Source organism: Rhizobium sp. ZX09, assembly GCF_017357485.1.
Lineage (GTDB): Bacteria > Pseudomonadota > Alphaproteobacteria > Rhizobiales > Rhizobiaceae > Agrobacterium > Agrobacterium pusense.
Genome location: NZ_CP031363.1, coordinates 1,658,650 through 1,673,232 on the forward strand (window position 1 = coordinate 1,658,650; position 14,583 = coordinate 1,673,232).

The 14,583-nt window shown below is 58.0% G+C and carries 23 protein-coding genes; 3 read left to right on the forward strand and 20 right to left on the reverse strand.

The features are described from left to right. Positions 1-3: 3 nt before the first annotated feature. From rpsH to rpsL, 20 genes are all read right to left on the reverse strand, one after another. On the reverse strand, positions 4-402 hold the full coding sequence (gene rpsH / locus BTN45_RS08305; RefSeq protein WP_004442588.1) for a 30S ribosomal protein S8: 399 nt from the start codon (positions 400-402) through the stop codon (positions 4-6). Positions 403-414: 12 nt separating this feature from the next. Next, positions 415-720, reverse strand: a complete 306-nt coding sequence (rpsN, locus tag BTN45_RS08310; RefSeq protein WP_004442591.1) for a 30S ribosomal protein S14 — start codon at positions 718-720, stop codon at positions 415-417. Positions 721-753: 33 nt separating this feature from the next. After that, positions 754-1,308: a 50S ribosomal protein L5 gene (gene rplE / locus BTN45_RS08315; RefSeq protein WP_003495201.1), complete on the reverse strand. Its 555-nt coding sequence runs from the start codon at positions 1,306-1,308 to the stop codon at positions 754-756. After that, on the reverse strand, positions 1,301-1,609 hold the full coding sequence (gene rplX, locus BTN45_RS08320; protein WP_003521006.1) for a 50S ribosomal protein L24: 309 nt from the start codon (positions 1,607-1,609) through the stop codon (positions 1,301-1,303). The genes rplE and rplX overlap by 8 nt, the downstream gene beginning before the upstream one ends. A gap of 12 nt (positions 1,610-1,621) precedes the next feature. Beyond that, positions 1,622-1,990, reverse strand: a complete 369-nt coding sequence (gene rplN / locus BTN45_RS08325) for a 50S ribosomal protein L14 (protein ID WP_003495199.1) — start codon at positions 1,988-1,990, stop codon at positions 1,622-1,624. Positions 1,991-2,224: 234 nt separating this feature from the next. Next, entirely contained in the window at positions 2,225-2,461 is a 237-nt protein-coding gene (gene rpsQ, locus BTN45_RS08330; RefSeq protein WP_003495195.1) for a 30S ribosomal protein S17, read from the reverse strand. A gap of 11 nt (positions 2,462-2,472) precedes the next feature. Further along, positions 2,473-2,673, reverse strand: coding sequence for a 50S ribosomal protein L29 (gene rpmC, locus BTN45_RS08335; protein ID WP_003495193.1), 201 nt, complete (start codon positions 2,671-2,673; stop codon positions 2,473-2,475). A gap of 12 nt (positions 2,674-2,685) precedes the next feature. Beyond that, entirely contained in the window at positions 2,686-3,099 is a 414-nt protein-coding gene (gene rplP / locus BTN45_RS08340) for a 50S ribosomal protein L16 (RefSeq protein ID WP_003495190.1), read from the reverse strand. 38 nt (positions 3,100-3,137) lie between these two features. Then, positions 3,138-3,869, reverse strand: coding sequence for a 30S ribosomal protein S3 (gene rpsC, locus BTN45_RS08345; RefSeq protein WP_004442600.1), 732 nt, complete (start codon positions 3,867-3,869; stop codon positions 3,138-3,140). Continuing rightward, the gene (gene rplV, locus BTN45_RS08350; RefSeq protein WP_003521005.1) at positions 3,869-4,258 is read right to left on the reverse strand and encodes a 50S ribosomal protein L22; all 390 of its coding nucleotides are present in this window, start codon (positions 4,256-4,258) and stop codon (positions 3,869-3,871) included. The genes rpsC and rplV overlap by 1 nt, the downstream gene beginning before the upstream one ends. Before the next feature lie 2 nt (positions 4,259-4,260). Continuing rightward, positions 4,261-4,539, reverse strand: coding sequence for a 30S ribosomal protein S19 (gene rpsS, locus BTN45_RS08355; RefSeq protein WP_003507772.1), 279 nt, complete (start codon positions 4,537-4,539; stop codon positions 4,261-4,263). A gap of 15 nt (positions 4,540-4,554) precedes the next feature. Further along, positions 4,555-5,391: a 50S ribosomal protein L2 gene (gene rplB / locus BTN45_RS08360; RefSeq protein ID WP_003521004.1), complete on the reverse strand. Its 837-nt coding sequence runs from the start codon at positions 5,389-5,391 to the stop codon at positions 4,555-4,557. Between the two features lie 43 nt (positions 5,392-5,434). Beyond that, positions 5,435-5,728 carry a 50S ribosomal protein L23 gene (locus tag BTN45_RS08365; protein WP_003521003.1) on the reverse strand — a complete coding sequence of 98 codons (294 nt, stop codon included), beginning with the start codon at positions 5,726-5,728 and terminating at the stop codon, positions 5,435-5,437. Further along, positions 5,725-6,345 (reverse strand): 50S ribosomal protein L4, encoded by a 621-nt coding sequence (gene rplD / locus BTN45_RS08370; RefSeq protein ID WP_003495173.1) that lies wholly within the window; start codon positions 6,343-6,345, stop codon positions 5,725-5,727. Before rplD ends, BTN45_RS08365 begins: the two co-directional genes overlap by 4 nt. A 12-nt stretch (positions 6,346-6,357) precedes the next feature. Then, entirely contained in the window at positions 6,358-6,999 is a 642-nt protein-coding gene (gene rplC, locus BTN45_RS08375) for a 50S ribosomal protein L3 (protein WP_004442604.1), read from the reverse strand. A gap of 168 nt (positions 7,000-7,167) precedes the next feature. Continuing rightward, the gene (gene rpsJ, locus BTN45_RS08380) at positions 7,168-7,476 is read right to left on the reverse strand and encodes a 30S ribosomal protein S10 (RefSeq protein ID WP_003507767.1); all 309 of its coding nucleotides are present in this window, start codon (positions 7,474-7,476) and stop codon (positions 7,168-7,170) included. 311 nt (positions 7,477-7,787) lie between these two features. Next, positions 7,788-8,963, reverse strand: coding sequence for an elongation factor Tu (gene tuf, locus BTN45_RS08385; protein WP_004442617.1), 1,176 nt, complete (start codon positions 8,961-8,963; stop codon positions 7,788-7,790). A 65-nt stretch (positions 8,964-9,028) separates the two neighbouring features. Beyond that, positions 9,029-11,128 (reverse strand): elongation factor G, encoded by a 2,100-nt coding sequence (gene fusA, locus BTN45_RS08390; protein ID WP_004442619.1) that lies wholly within the window; start codon positions 11,126-11,128, stop codon positions 9,029-9,031. 34 nt (positions 11,129-11,162) lie between these two features. Next, positions 11,163-11,633, reverse strand: coding sequence for a 30S ribosomal protein S7 (gene rpsG / locus BTN45_RS08395; protein ID WP_004442621.1), 471 nt, complete (start codon positions 11,631-11,633; stop codon positions 11,163-11,165). 76 nt (positions 11,634-11,709) lie between these two features. Then, complete coding sequence (gene rpsL / locus BTN45_RS08400; protein WP_003507760.1) at positions 11,710-12,081, reverse strand: 30S ribosomal protein S12; 372 nt, start codon at positions 12,079-12,081, stop codon at positions 11,710-11,712. Positions 12,082-12,608: 527 nt separating this feature from the next. Between rpsL and BTN45_RS08405 the strand changes: the two genes are divergently transcribed. The 3 genes from BTN45_RS08405 (at position 12,609) to BTN45_RS08415 (ending at position 14,447) form a co-directional block, all read left to right on the forward strand. After that, positions 12,609-12,902 carry a hypothetical protein gene (locus BTN45_RS08405; RefSeq protein WP_003523731.1) on the forward strand — a complete coding sequence of 98 codons (294 nt, stop codon included), beginning with the start codon at positions 12,609-12,611 and terminating at the stop codon, positions 12,900-12,902. 12 nt (positions 12,903-12,914) lie between these two features. Then, positions 12,915-13,265, forward strand: coding sequence for a VOC family protein (locus BTN45_RS08410; RefSeq protein WP_077987216.1), 351 nt, complete (start codon positions 12,915-12,917; stop codon positions 13,263-13,265). 96 nt (positions 13,266-13,361) lie between these two features. Further along, positions 13,362-14,447: a helix-turn-helix transcriptional regulator gene (locus BTN45_RS08415; protein ID WP_207587172.1), complete on the forward strand. Its 1,086-nt coding sequence runs from the start codon at positions 13,362-13,364 to the stop codon at positions 14,445-14,447. The last annotated feature ends 136 nt before the right edge of the window (positions 14,448-14,583 follow it).

Consider the following 14,583-nt stretch of genomic DNA (forward strand, 5'->3'; position numbering starts at 1 on the left):
GTCTTAGAAGACCGAGCAAAGAACCTCGCCACCAACGTTCTGTTCGCGAGCCTGGTGATCGGCCATCACGCCCTTCGGGGTCGAAAGGATGGTGATGCCGAGGCCGTTCGCGACCTGCGGAATGGACTTTACCGAGACATAAACCCGGCGGCCCGGCTTGGAAACGCGGCCGATCTCACGGATCACGGACGCGCCTTCGTAGTACTTCAGCTCGATGGTGAATTCGGACTTGCCGTTTTCGAAATCGACCTTGGAATAACCGCGAATGTAGCCTTCAGACTGCAGCACGTCGAGAACGCGTGCGCGGAGGCTGGAAGCAGGCGTGCTTACCGAAGACTTACGGCGAGCAGCACCATTGCGGATGCGGGTGAGCATATCACCCAAAGGATCAGTCATGGTCATGTGCCCGTCTCCTTACCAGCTCGACTTGACAATGCCCGGCACCTTGCCGGAATTGCCCAGCTCACGAAGCGCGATACGCGACATCTTGAGCTTGCGATAGAACGCGCGCGGACGGCCCGTTACTTCGCAGCGGTTGCGGATACGCGTCTTCGAGCCGTCACGCGGCAGCGAAGCGAGCTTCAGGGTGGCCTTGAACCGCTCTTCGATCGGAAGGGACTGGTTCATCACGATCGCCTTGAGGGCCGCGCGCTTGCTGGCCTGCTGGGCGACCGACTTGCGGCGGCGCTTGTTCTTTTCAACTGCGCTTGTTTTCGCCATATCGGAGTTCCTTTTCTACGCTCGTCGTTACGGTTAGTGACGGAACGGGAAGTTGAACTCTGTCAGCAGAGCCCGAGCTTCGTCGTCCGACGTCGCCGTCGTGCAAACGATGATGTCCATGCCCCACATCTGATCAACCTTATCGTAGTTGATCTCAGGGAACACAATGTGTTCCTTGATGCCCATGGCGAAGTTGCCACGGCCGTCAAAGCTCTTCGGGTTCAGGCCCCGGAAGTCGCGAACGCGCGGCAGCGCGATGTTGACCAGACGATCAAGGAATTCGTACATGCGGGCGCCACGAAGGGTAACCTTCGCACCGATCGGCATGCCTTCGCGAACCTTGAAACCAGCGATCGAGTTGCGAGCGCGGGTAACGACCGGCTTCTGGCCGGCAATCGCAGCCAGGTCACCGGCAGCGATCGTGGGCTTCTTGGAGTCGGCAGTCGCTTCGCCAACGCCCATGTTGATCACGATCTTTTCAAGCTTCGGGATCATCATGACGTTTGCGTAGGAGAACTTCTCCTGCATGGCGCCACGGATACGGGAAACGTATTCCGTCTTGAGACGCGGCTCGTACTTATCAGCCATCGATCACTTCTCCCGAACGCTTGGCCACGCGGACCTTCTTGCCATCCACAACCGAGAAGCCAACGCGGGTCGGCTTGCCATCCTTGTCGACGATGGCGATGTTGGAGATGTGCAAGGATGCTTCCTTGTTGATGATGCCGGCTTCCTGGGCCTGGGTCTGGCGCTGGTGACGCTTCACCATGTTTACGCCACGCACAACGGCCCGGTCTTCCTTCGGCAAAACCTGGATTACTTCGCCGGTACGGCCCTTGTCCTTACCGGTCAATACGACAACCTTGTCGCCTTTACGAATTTTCTGCATCGCATACGCTCCTTACAGTACTTCCGGAGCCAGCGAGATGATCTTCATGTGGTTCTTGGCGCGAAGTTCGCGCGGAACCGGTCCGAAGATACGGGTGCCGATGGGCTCTTTCTTGTTGTCGATAAGAACGGCTGCGTTGTTATCGAAACGGATGACGCTGCCGTCAGCGCGGCGGATGTCCTTGGCGGTGCGCACGACAACCGCCTTCATCACGTCGCCCTTCTTGACGCGGCCGCGCGGAATAGCTTCCTTGATGGAAACGACAATAATGTCGCCAACAGAAGCATATTTGCGCTTCGAGCCGCCCAGCACCTTGATGCACATGACACGACGTGCGCCGGAATTATCCGCCACGTCGAGGTTTGTTTGCATCTGAATCATGTCAGGTCGCCTTCTTGTTGTTACCGGAACGGTTGGGCAAACTCTCCCGAGCGAGCCCCCTGCTCCAGCTTATGAATATCTCTTTTTTTGCGCGGAAAAATCGTGACAGGGTGGTTTCCCGAAGGACCTTCCGTGCGCATCAAAGCAAAAGACGCCCGGGTCACGAGCGTCCTTGCGCTGCTTCATACAGGAATTCGCGCCAAGTGCAAGACACCTGGCGCGATTCTGATGAAATTAAGCCTGGGCGGAAACGACCGTCCAGCGCTTGTCCTTGGAGATCGGTGCGCATTCCTCGATGGAAACGACATCGCCGACCTTATACTGATTGTTTTCGTCGTGTGCCTTGTACTTCTTCGAACGACGAACGGTCTTCTGAAGCAGCGGGTGAGCGAATCGACGCTCAACACGAACTACGACAGTCTTCTCGTTCTTGTCGGACACAACGACGCCCTGCAGAATGCGTTTCGGCATATTATTCTTCCTTAGGCCTTGGCTTCTGCCGCCTTCTGGCGGGCAATGGTTTTAACGCGGGCGATATCCTTGCGGACTTCGTTGATGCGCGAGGACTTCTCCAGCTGACCAGTTGCCTTCTGGAAGCGCAGGTTGAACTGCTCCTTCTTCAGATCGGCGAGCTTGTCCTTGAGCTGGTCGGCGCTGAGGCCGCGAACTTCATCGGCTTTCATGTGCCTTGCTCCTTACTCTGCGATGCGCTGTACGAAGCGCGTCTTGACCGAGAGCTTGGCAGCGCCGAGACGAAGCGCCTCACGGGCGATCTCCTCGGACACACCGTCGATCTCGAACATCATACGACCGGGCTTGACCTTGCATGCCCAGTAATCGACCGAACCCTTGCCCTTACCCATACGAACTTCGGTCGGCTTGGCCGTAACCGGAACGTCGGGGAATACGCGGATCCACACGCGACCTGCGCGCTTCATGTAACGCGTGATCGCGCGGCGGGCCGCTTCGATCTCGCGTGCATTCACGCGGTTCGGTTCCTGCGACTTCAAGCCGAATTCACCGAATGCCAGGTCAAAGCCGCCCTTGGCGACGCCCTTGATGCGTCCCTTGAACTGCTTACGGTACTTAGTACGCTTTGGCTGCAACATTTTCTTACTTCTCCGAGCTTATCTTTCGCCAGCGTCAATCAAGCGTTTTCGCGACGACGATCGCCACGATCGCCACGCTCACGGCTTGCAGGGCCCTGTGCGTCGCCTTCGAGACCGCGACGCTCAGAAGCCATCGGATCGTGCTCAAGGATTTCGCCCTTGAAGATCCAGACCTTGATGCCGCAGATGCCGAATGCGGTTTCAGCTTCAGCCGTGCCGTAGTCGATGTCCGCACGCAGCGTGTGCAACGGAACGCGACCTTCGCGGTACCATTCGGTACGAGCGATTTCAGCACCGCCAAGACGGCCGCCGCAGGTGATCTTGATGCCTTCGGCGCCAAGACGCATTGCGGACTGAACAGCACGCTTCATCGCACGGCGGAAAGCCACGCGGCGCTCGAGCTGCTGAGCGATCGACTGGGCAACCAGCGTCGCGTCAATTTCCGGCTTGCGCACTTCAACGATGTTGAGGTGCGTTTCGGAGTTGGTCATCTCGGAAAGCTTCTTGCGAAGCTTCTCGATGTCTGCACCCTTCTTGCCGATGATCAGACCCGGACGAGCCGAGTGGATCGTGACGCGGCACTTCTTGTGCGGACGCTCGATGACGACCTTTGCGATACCGGCCTGCTTGAGTTCCTTGATCAGGTAAGCCCGGATCTTCAGGTCTTCATGCAGCAGCTTGCCGTATTCTGCGGTGTCAGCGTACCAGCGGCTATCCCAGGTACGGTTGATGCCGAGGCGGAAGCCGATCGGATTGATTTTCTGACCCATTATGCGGCCTCCCCTTTTTCCTCGACTTCACGAACAACGATCGTGAGGTGAGCGAACGGCTTTTCAATGCGGGAAGCACGACCACGGCCACGAGCGTGGAAACGCTTCATGGTGATGGACTTGCCAACATAGGCCTCGGCGACAACGAGAGCGTCGACGTCGAGGTCATGGTTGTTTTCCGCATTGGCAATTGCAGATTCCAGCGTCTTCTTGACGGTGCCTGCAATGCGCTTGCGGGAGAATTCGAGCTCGGCGAGAGCGCGATCAACCTTCTTGCCACGGATAAGAGCGGCAACCAGGTTCAGTTTCTGGGGGCTGACGCGGAGCGTACGGGCAACGGCCTGAGCCTCGTTGTCCTTCAGCCGGCGTTCGGTCTTAGCCTTCGCCATGATTACTTCCTCTTTGCCTTCTTGTCCGCGCCGTGACCGTAATAGGTACGGGTCGGAGAGAATTCACCGAACTTGTGTCCGACCATGTCTTCATTAACCGAGACGGGCACATGCTTGCTGCCGTTGTAGACGCCGAAGGTCAGACCAACGAACTGCGGCAGGATCGTGGAGCGACGGCTCCAGATCTTGATTACTTCGTTACGTCCGCTCTCGCGCACCTTCTCAGCCTTGGTGAGAAGATAGCCGTCAACAAACGGACCTTTCCATACTGAACGAGCCATTAGTGACTACCTCTCTTACTTCTTACGCTGATGGCGCGAGCGCATGATGAACTTGTCGGTCGACTTGTTCGAACGGGTGCGCTTGCCCTTCGTGGGCTTGCCCCACGGAGTAACCGGGTGGCGACCACCCGACGTGCGACCTTCACCACCGCCGTGCGGGTGGTCGACCGGGTTCATGACGACGCCGCGAACGTGCGGACGCTTGCCGCGCCAACGGGAACGACCGGCCTTGCCGTCGTTGATGTTGGCGTGGTCAGAGTTCGAAACAGCGCCGATCGATGCGAGGCAGGAGCCGTGCACCAGACGCTGTTCGCCCGAGTTGAGACGCAGGATGGCCATGCCGGCATCGCGGCCGACGAGCTGGACATACGTACCGGCGGAGCGAGCGATCTGACCGCCCTTGCCCGGCTTCATCTCGACGTTGTGGATGATCGAACCGACCGGAATGTACTGAAGCGGCATGGTGTTGCCGGGCTTCACGTCCACTGCCTTGTCGGAGGCGATCACCTTGTCACCAGCAGCGAGACGCTGTGGCGCGAGAATGTAAGCCTGTTCGCCGTCGGTATACGTAACCAGCGCGATGAACGCGGTGCGGTTGGGGTCGTATTCCAGACGTTCAACGGTGCCTTCAACGTCGAACTTGCGACGCTTGAAGTCAACCAGACGGTAGGTCCGCTTGTGACCGCCACCCTGGAAACGGACGGTGATCCGGCCCTGGTTGTTACGGCCACCCTTGGAGCTGAGGCCCTGGGTGAGAGCCTTTACCGGCTTGCCCTTGTAGAGCGAAGCGCGGTCCACGATAACCAGCTGGCGCTGGCTCGGCGTGGTCGGATTGAAACTTTTCAATGCCATTTTATTGTTCCCTTTTGGGTCTTTGCCCGCTTGGGCCTAACCTTTAGAGTCCGGTGGACACGTCGATGGATTGACCTTCGGCGAGCGTGACGACGGCTTTCTTGACGTCCTTCAGCTTACCGGCGAACCCACGGAAACGACGGGTCTTACCCTTGCGGATAAGCGTGTTCACAGCCGTGACTTTGACGCCGAAGAGAGCTTCCACGGCAGCCTTGATTTCAGGCTTGGAAGCATTCTTGGCGACGTTGAATACGACCTGGTTCTGTTCGGATACCAGCGTCGACTTTTCCGTGATCGAAGGAGATACGATCACATCGTAGTGGCGAAGATCCGTCATTTGAACCGCTCCTCCAGAGCCTCTACAGCAGCCTTGGAAAGCACCAGCTTGCCACGGCGCAGGATGTCGTAAACATTGATGCCCTGTACCGGCAGAACGTCCACGTTCGGGATGTTCTGAGCAGCGAGCTTGAAGTTGCCATCAAGTTCGGCGCCGCCGATAACGAGAGCGTTGGTCAGGCCAAGCGAAGCGAAGCTGCCCAGCAGAGCCTTGGTCTTTGCTTCGGACGCGACGAGCTGATCGACGATGATCAGTTCTTCAGCCTTCAGCTTTGCAGACAGGGCATGACGCAGGGCGAGCGCACGAACCTTCTTGGGAAGGTCATGGGCGTGGCTGCGAACAACCGGGCCGTGGGCCTTGCCGCCGCCGCGGAACTGCGGTGCGCGAGCCGAATGGTGACGAGCGCGGCCCGTACCCTTCTGCTTGTACATCTTCGCGCCGGTGCGGGAAACTTCCGACCGGTTCTTGGACTTGTGGGTTCCCTGCTGCTTCTTTGCAAGCTGCCAGCGAACCATGCGGGCCAGAATGTCCTGGCGGGGGTCGAGGCCGAAGATCTCATCCGACAGAGAAACCTTGCCGGCGTCTTTTCCCTCGAGGGTCTTGACGTTCAATTCCATGATAAGGCTCCCTTACTTCGCAGCCGACTTGACGGCGTCGCGGACGATGATCCAGGAACCCTTCGAGCCGGGAACTGCACCCTTCACGAGGATGAGGCCACGGTCTTCATCAGTCGAAACGACTTCGAGGTTCTGGGTCGTAACGCGGGTCTGGCCCATATGACCAGCCATGCGCTTGCCCTTCCAGACGCGACCCGGATCCTGATTGGAACCAGTCGAACCGTGTGCACGGTGCGAGATCGAGTTACCGTGCGAAGCGCGGCCACCACCGAAGTTGTGACGCTTCATAGCACCGGCGAAACCCTTACCGATCGTGGTTCCGGTGACATCGACCAGCTGGCCGGTCTGAAAATGATTTGCGGTCAGTGTTGCACCGATGTCGATCAGGTTCTCGGGGGAAACCCGGAACTCGACGAGCTTTGCCTTCGGTTCGACATTGGCAGCGGCAAAGTGACCGCGAAGCGCCTTCGTCGTGTTCTTGACCTTGGACTGGCCGGCACCGAGCTGAACTGCGGTGTAGCCATTCTTGTCTTCCGTGCGCTGGGCAACGACTTGTACGTTATCCAGTCGCAATACTGTTACAGGGATATGTTCACCTGCGTCGTTATAGACGCGTGTCATACCCACTTTCTGTGCAATCACACCTGAACGCATTGGTTCATCCTCTTGCGAGCCTTGAAGGGAAAACCCTCTCTGGCCTTTGTTAAGGAGTGCCCTTCGACATCTCACGATGTTTCCGGTCTCCGGTTTGGAAGTCGTTGGATTGCTCCACGTACCTTCCTTGTTATTTCAGCCCTTACCCTGAATGGTTCGGGCCGGGTCTTAGAGCTTGATTTCCACGTCAACGCCAGCAGCGAGGTCGAGCTTCATAAGGGCATCGACAGTCTGCGGGGTCGGGTCAACGATATCGAGAAGACGCTTGTGCGTCCGCATTTCGAACTGTTCACGGCTCTTCTTGTCAACGTGGGGAGAGCGGTTGACAGTAAACTTTTCGATGCGGGTGGGGAGCGGAACCGGGCCGCGAACGCTGGCGCCGGTGCGCTTTGCGGTCGACACGATTTCACGGGTAGAGGCATCGAGGATCCGGTGATCGAACGCCTTGAGGCGGATACGGATATTCTGGCCGTTCATTCGTCTTGTCCTTGTTCTTTGTTATTCGTTTCCGCACGCGGAAACACATGAACTTCTATTGATCGTGGCGCCGCAGATTTTCAAAAATCGAGAGGAATGCGCGTCGCACCCCAATCATTTCAGTAGTCTGTATTGCTAAAAACACCGCGTTCCGCAATCGCTTGCGAATCCAGCGGTGAATGTGAGTGCGCGTTTACGCGCTTTCACCGAATTTTTCAAGCACTAAAAATGCAACGCCGCCAGGCTTTTTACCAAAAGTCCGGCGGCGGTGCTGTTCACACCGCCGCCAGCCTGAATTTCAACGGTCGAGATTACTCGACGATCGAGGCAACGATGCCGGCGCCGACGGTACGGCCGCCTTCGCGGATAGCGAAGCGCAGCTTTTCTTCCATCGCGATCGGAACGATCAGCTCGACGTCAACCGTGACGTTGTCGCCAGGCATAACCATTTCCGTGCCTTCCGGAAGCGTAACGATGCCCGTAACGTCCGTCGTGCGGAAGTAGAACTGCGGACGATAGTTCGTGAAGAACGGCGTATGACGGCCGCCTTCTTCCTTCGTCAGGATGTAGGCTTCTGCCTTGAACTTCTTGTGCGGCTTTACCGAACCCGGCTTGCACAGGATCTGACCACGCTCGACGCCGTCACGGTTAACACCGCGAACAAGTGCACCGATGTTGTCGCCAGCCTGGCCCTGGTCGAGCAGCTTGCGGAACATTTCAACGCCGGTAACAGTCGTCTTCGAGGTCGGACGGATGCCGACGATTTCGACTTCTTCACCAACCTTGACGATACCGCGCTCAACGCGACCCGTCACAACCGTACCACGGCCCGAGATCGAGAACACGTCTTCGATCGGCATCAGGAACGGCTGGTCGATCGGACGCTCAGGCGTCGGGATGTAGGCGTCAACCGCAGCCATCAGCTCGCGGATCGCGTCTTCACCGATCTTCTTGTCGGAATCTTCAAGAGCAGCAAGCGCCGAACCCTTGATGATCGGAATATCGTCGCCCGGGAAGTCGTAGGACGACAGAAGTTCGCGAACTTCAAGCTCGACGAGCTCGAGAAGCTCGGCGTCGTCAACCTGGTCGACCTTGTTGAGGAACACGACGATGGCCGGAACGCCAACCTGACGGGCAAGCAGGATGTGCTCGCGCGTCTGCGGCATCGGGCCGTCAGCGGCGGAGCAAACCAGGATCGCGCCGTCCATCTGGGCAGCACCGGTGATCATGTTCTTCACGTAGTCGGCGTGGCCGGGGCAGTCAACGTGAGCGTAGTGACGGTTGGCCGTCTCGTACTCAACGTGTGCCGTCGAGATCGTGATACCACGAGCCTTCTCTTCAGGAGCCGCGTCGATCTGGTCATACGCCTTGAACTCGCCGAAGAACTTCGTGATTGCTGCCGTCAGCGACGTCTTGCCATGGTCAACGTGACCGATCGTGCCAATGTTGACGTGCGGCTTCGTCCGCTCAAACTTGCTCTTTGCCATTAGTGGCTCTCCATTCTTGTCCCGTGACGGGAATAATCTTCAAAATTCGGTGGGGCGTACCCCGATCACTTCTGACCGGAGTACTTTGCCTGGATTTCCTGCGCCACGTTCGACGGAACCGGCGAATAGTGATCGAACGTCATCGAGTACTGAGCGCGACCCTGCGACATGGAGCGCAGGTTATCGACGTACTTGAACATGTTCGCGAGCGGAACATGCGCGTTGATGACGACGGCGATACCACGGCTTTCCTGGCCCTGGATCTGACCACGACGGGAGTTCAGGTCGCCGATAACGTCGCCGACATAGTCTTCCGGCGTTACGACTTCGACCTTCATCATCGGCTCGAGAAGCTGTGCACCAGCCTTCTTGGCTGCTTCACGGAAGCAGGCACGCGATGCGATTTCGAAGGCGAGAACCGACGAGTCAACATCGTGGAATGCACCGTCGACCAGCGTCGCCTTAACGCCGAGCATCGGGAAGCCAGCCAGCGGACCGGAAGACAGAACGCTTTCGATACCCTTCTGAACGCCCGGGATGTATTCCTTCGGAACAGCACCACCGACGATCTTCGACTCGAACTTGAAGTCTTCGCCTTCGGGGTTCGGTTCGAAGATGATCTTCACGCGAGCGAACTGACCGGTACCACCGGACTGCTTCTTGTGCGTGTAGTCTTCTTCGTGCTGACGCGTGATCGTTTCGCGGTAGGCAACCTGCGGAGCACCGACGGTTGCTTCAACCTTGAACTCGCGACGCATACGGTCAACGATGATGTCGAGGTGAAGTTCGCCCATGCCGGCAATGATGGTCTGGCCGGATTCGTCGTCGGTCTTGACACGGAAGGACGGATCTTCTGCAGCCAGACGGTTGAGCGCGAGGCCCATCTTTTCCTGGTCGCCCTTGGTCTTCGGCTCGATCGCGATCTGGATGACCGGCTCGGGGAATTCCATGCGCTCGAGGATAACCGGCTTCAGCGGATCGCAGAGCGTATCGCCAGTGGTGGTTTCCTTGAGGCCAGCCAGAGCAACGATGTCGCCTGCATAGGCTTCTTCGATGTCTTCACGGCTGTTGGAGTGCATCTGCAGCATACGGCCGACGCGCTCGCGCTTGTCCTTGACCGTGTTCATGACAGACGTGCCCTTTTCGAGCTTGCCCGAGTAGATGCGTGCGAAAGTGAGCGAACCAACGAAGGGGTCGTTCATGATCTTGAACGCGAGCATGGAAAGCGGCTCGGAATCGTCAGCGTGACGCTCGATTTCGGCTTCCGTCTTGGCGTCGATGCCCTTGATCGCCGGAATGTCCAGCGGCGAAGGCAGATAGTCGACAACGGCGTCGAGGAGCGGCTGAACGCCCTTGTTCTTGAACGCAGTACCACAGAACATCGGGTGGAACTTCACGTCGATGGTGCCGCGGCGAACGAGTTCACGAATCTTGTCGTTGTCCGGGTAGTTGCCTTCGAGGTAGGCTTCCATCGCTTCTTCGTCGATCTCGACAACCGTCTCGATCAGCTTTTCACGATATTCTTCAGCCTTGGCCTTCATGTCCTCGGGGATCTCGACGACGTCCCACTGGGCGCCGAGCGACTCGTCGCGCCATACGAGAGCATTCATCTCGATCAGGTCGATAACGCCCTTGAACTCGGTCTCAGCGCCGATCGGCAGCTGCATGACAACGGCAGTGGCGCCGAGACGGGTCTTGATCATTTCTACCGAGCGGTAGAAGTCAGCACCGGTCTTGTCCATCTTGTTGCAGAAGATCATGCGCGGAACATGATACTTCTCAGCCTGACGCCAGACGGTTTCCGTCTGCGGCTCAACACCGGCGTTGGCGTCGAGCAGCGCGATGGCGCCGTCGAGAACGCGCAGCGAACGCTCGACTTCGATGGTGAAGTCAACGTGGCCGGGGGTGTCGATGATGTTGAAGCGGCGGGTCTTGCCGTCACGGCCCTTCCAGAAGGTCGTGGTCGCAGCGGACGTGATGGTGATACCACGCTCCTGCTCCTGCTCCATCCAGTCCATCGTGGCTGCGCCATCGTGAACTTCGCCGATCTTGTGCGACTTACCGGTGTAATAGAGAATACGCTCGGTGGTGGTCGTCTTGCCGGCGTCGATATGCGCCATGATACCGAAATTGCGGTAGTCTTCGATTTTATATTCGCGAGCCATAATGGACTGCCTTTCGATATGCGATCGGTTAAGATTACCAGCGGTAATGCGAGAATGCGCGGTTAGCGTCGGCCATCTTGTGCGTGTCTTCACGCTTCTTGACGGCGGAGCCGCGGTTGTTCGCAGCGTCCATGAGTTCGCCGGAGAGGCGATCGATCATGGTCGTTTCGTTGCGCTTGCGCGCAGCGGTGATCAACCAGCGGATTGCGAGGGCCTGGCGACGCTCGGGACGAACATCAACCGGAACCTGGTATGTCGCACCACCAACGCGGCGCGAACGCACTTCAACATGCGGCGCAACATTGTCGAGGGCCGAATGGAACACGGCGAGCGGCTCCTGCTTCGTCTTGCCCTGAACGACGTCGAACGCGCCGTAAACGATGCTTTCTGCTACCGACTTCTTGCCGTGAAGCATGATGGCGTTCATGAACTTGGTGACGACCAGATCACCGAACTTCGGATCCGGGTTGATCTCACGCTTTTCTGCACTATGGCGACGGGACATACTTTTTGTCTCTCAATGTTATTGACGCTATACCACGCGGAGAACCTCGCGCAGCGCCGAATTGTTGTTGCCGAAATTACTTCGGACGCTTCGCACCGTACTTCGAACGGCGCTGCTTGCGGTTCTTGACGCCCTGGGTATCGAGAACACCGCGGATGATGTGGTAACGAACGCCCGGCAAGTCCTTCACGCGGCCGCCGCGGATCATGACGACAGAGTGTTCCTGAAGGTTGTGACCTTCGCCAGGAATGTAGCCGATGACTTCGAAGCCGTTGGTGAGGCGGATCTTGGCAACCTTACGCAGAGCCGAGTTCGGCTTCTTCGGGGTCGTCGTGTAAACGCGGGTGCAAACACCACGCTTCTGCGGGTTTTCCTGCAGGGCAGGAACCTTGTTGCGCTTTACCTGTGCCTGGCGAGGCTTGCGGATCAGCTGGTTTACGGTAGGCATATAACCATCCCTTGCAAAAACTACTTTAGCCACCCTCACGGGTGGCGGCTATGCCGTTGCCGGCGACGATGCACGCATATATCCTCATGCGCAAAACGTGGCCCGATCCGGTTTCACGGATGGACCACCAAGAGCAGAGGACACCGGATGAGGCGTCTTGCGTGCAACATTCGTGTCTTCTACGTGCAATGGAGACCCGTTTGAGATGATGTTCGGGAAAAAGCTTACCGAACGGCCAGCACCCACAGAGGCTCCGATGGCGGGCGTACTACTGTTTTAGCCAGCTTTCGTCAAGGGTGAATCCGCATTTTGCGCGCGCGCTCGGGGCCACGAACGCCACCGCAACGCCATTTCCCCCTCCCTATACCATAAGTCGGCATCAACGGCAGCGATTTTAACCTCCGGCCTTTGGCTTTTCATAAAATCCGTCTATTGATTCCCTCAGGCTGGCCGGACATGGCCGCGCCGCGGGCGGAACCGATTCCCCCTGCCCTGATGACAGCAACGAAAGATCAAGGAACCGCGTCATGAGCACCCTCCCCGACAACGACAACGGACGCGACGAGCCGATGGTCTTCATCGTCATCGGCAAGGCTTACGAAACCGACAACTCCGAGGGTATCGACATTCACGTCATCCTCAGGGCGCCGGATGACGACACAGCCGTTCGCGAAACGCTGAATGCGCTTTCCGAGGAAGGCTTCATCGAAGCCGATCTCGACCAGATCGGCATGCTGACCGAAATTCCCGATGAAGAGCCGCACGCCTCGGCCTATCAGGGCGCGCTCGAAGGCGAAGTCGCCATCATCCGCTTCGCCTGAAGAGCCTTGGCCATGGCGGTCAGACGTGTCGTCGCCAACATCGCTACCTCCGACCCCGCGCTGGCGCAGGTCTTTTATGGCGATATCCTCGGCATGCCGGTCGCCATGGATCACGGCTGGATCGTCACCCATGCCAGCCCGCTCAAGGCGCCGGCGCAGCTAAGCTTTGCGCGCGAAGGCGGTTCCGGCACAGATGTGCCGGACTTCTCCATAGAAGTCGACAATTTCGACGAGGTCCGCGACCGGATCGTCGCAGCCGGACTGCCGATAGAATACGGCCCCACCGTCGAGTCCTGGGGCGTACGTCGCCTGTTCGTACGCGACCCTTTTGGAAAGCTTGTCAATATATTAAGTCACTTATAGAATATGTAGTCTGAATAATAGTATTGATTCTTAAAAGATTGAATGCCGCGCAAACATAGGCTTAGAATAGTTCCGACGCAAAATTTCGGGGTCGGGTTGGATACTTTATCATCGTCTGACATTATCGATGACATTTATGAAGCGGCGCTTTTTCACGACCGCTGGTCGCAGGTTCTGGCAAATGCCGGCGGCCGCCTCGGTTTCTGGGGCGGCGCCATCACCTGGGGCAAGGGGGAAGACCAGGCCTGGCTGCACACGCCCAACTTTCAAGAACTGATGAAGGACTACATGGCGGGAGGCTGGAATCACCGCAATGATCGCCTTACGCGTACTGCCCGTGAAGGCCGGTTCGCCTTCGTGCAGGATTTCGACGTCTTCACCCCTGATGAATGGGCCGAACTGCCGATCGTCCGTGAGTTCCTCAGGCCCCGCGGCCTGGGCTATGGTGCGACGACACAGGTCGCGTCGCCCGGCCATCCGGAGATGACAGTGCTGTTTGAACACAGGCTGGAAGCTGGCATAATCCGGCCTGATACGATGGCTGCGCTCGCCGGACTGAGGCCACATATCGCCCGTAGCCTTGCGCTCGCAACGCGGCTGCAACGGCAGAAAGCCGACGCGATGACCTTCGGCCTCAATGCCATTGGCGCTCCGGCAGCCGTGCTGCAGGCAAACGGCCTCATTCTCTCGGCCAACGATCTCTTCCTGTCATTGCAGAAATGTTTCGCCGCCCCCACGCGCGACAGTATTGCCATTGCTGACGAGAGGGTGAACCGGCTCCTATACAAAGCGCTGGCCGGGCACGATGCCGGTTCCTTCCCTCTCCCCGCCGGTGAAGATAGACCCTGCATTCTTCACGTCATACCGCTGCGCAAGAAGGCGCTCGACTTATCTCCGAAAGGCAACGCCATCGTGCTCATATCGCAGCCCACCGGCACCATTGCCGACGCAAGCGCGTTATTGAAGGGGTTATACGACCTCACAAGAGGCGAGGCACGCGTGGCTTTGGAAATCATGAAAGGACTTTCGCTACCGGCAGTGGCGAAGCAATTGCAGATTTCCCATGAAACGGTGCGCAGCAACGCAAAGTCGATCTATGCCAAGACCGGCAGCGCAGGCCAGACCGATCTTGTTCGGCGCCTCTCTGTCCTGACCCGCTATAACATCCGGAAACAGGACTAACCCTGCTGCATATGCAGGAATGCCGGGCGGCGGTGGAGGCGCCCGGCCTCTGTCCATAAAAACAAAAACGCCCGGATTGCTCCGGGCGTTTTGCTTCGAACTTTGGGGGGCTCCGCAAAGCCCCTGCCCTGTCTGA

Coding starts and splice junctions, on each gene's coding strand:
- rpsH (WP_004442588.1), bottom strand. CDS start 402: ATGACCATGACTGATCCTTTGGGTGATATGCTCACCCGCATCCGCAAT.
- rpsN (WP_004442591.1), bottom strand. CDS start 720: ATGGCGAAAACAAGCGCAGTTGAAAAGAACAAGCGCCGCCGCAAGTCG.
- rplE (WP_003495201.1), bottom strand. CDS start 1,308: ATGGCTGATAAGTACGAGCCGCGTCTCAAGACGGAATACGTTTCCCGT.
- rplX (WP_003521006.1), bottom strand. CDS start 1,609: ATGCAGAAAATTCGTAAAGGCGACAAGGTTGTCGTATTGACCGGTAAG.
- rplN (WP_003495199.1), bottom strand. CDS start 1,990: ATGATTCAGATGCAAACAAACCTCGACGTGGCGGATAATTCCGGCGCA.
- rpsQ (WP_003495195.1), bottom strand. CDS start 2,461: ATGCCGAAACGCATTCTGCAGGGCGTCGTTGTGTCCGACAAGAACGAG.
- rpmC (WP_003495193.1), bottom strand. CDS start 2,673: ATGAAAGCCGATGAAGTTCGCGGCCTCAGCGCCGACCAGCTCAAGGAC.
- rplP (WP_003495190.1), bottom strand. CDS start 3,099: ATGTTGCAGCCAAAGCGTACTAAGTACCGTAAGCAGTTCAAGGGACGC.
- rpsC (WP_004442600.1), bottom strand. CDS start 3,869: ATGGGTCAGAAAATCAATCCGATCGGCTTCCGCCTCGGCATCAACCGT.
- rplV (WP_003521005.1), bottom strand. CDS start 4,258: ATGGCGAAGGCTAAGACCGAACGCCGGCTGAAGGACAACGAGGCTCAG.
- rpsS (WP_003507772.1), bottom strand. CDS start 4,539: ATGGCTCGTTCAGTATGGAAAGGTCCGTTTGTTGACGGCTATCTTCTC.
- rplB (WP_003521004.1), bottom strand. CDS start 5,391: ATGGCATTGAAAAGTTTCAATCCGACCACGCCGAGCCAGCGCCAGCTG.
- BTN45_RS08365 (WP_003521003.1), bottom strand. CDS start 5,728: ATGACGGATCTTCGCCACTACGATGTGATCGTATCTCCTTCGATCACG.
- rplD (WP_003495173.1), bottom strand. CDS start 6,345: ATGGAATTGAACGTCAAGACCCTCGAGGGAAAAGACGCCGGCAAGGTT.
- rplC (WP_004442604.1), bottom strand. CDS start 6,999: ATGCGTTCAGGTGTGATTGCACAGAAAGTGGGTATGACACGCGTCTAT.
- rpsJ (WP_003507767.1), bottom strand. CDS start 7,476: ATGAACGGCCAGAATATCCGTATCCGCCTCAAGGCGTTCGATCACCGG.
- tuf (WP_004442617.1), bottom strand. CDS start 8,963: ATGGCAAAGAGCAAGTTTGAGCGGACGAAGCCGCACGTCAACATTGGC.
- fusA (WP_004442619.1), bottom strand. CDS start 11,128: ATGGCTCGCGAATATAAAATCGAAGACTACCGCAATTTCGGTATCATG.
- rpsG (WP_004442621.1), bottom strand. CDS start 11,633: ATGTCCCGTCGCCATAGTGCAGAAAAGCGTGAGATCAACCCGGATCCG.
- rpsL (WP_003507760.1), bottom strand. CDS start 12,081: ATGCCTACCGTAAACCAGCTGATCCGCAAGCCTCGCCAGGCACAGGTA.
- BTN45_RS08405 (WP_003523731.1), top strand. CDS start 12,609: ATGAGCACCCTCCCCGACAACGACAACGGACGCGACGAGCCGATGGTC.
- BTN45_RS08410 (WP_077987216.1), top strand. CDS start 12,915: ATGGCGGTCAGACGTGTCGTCGCCAACATCGCTACCTCCGACCCCGCG.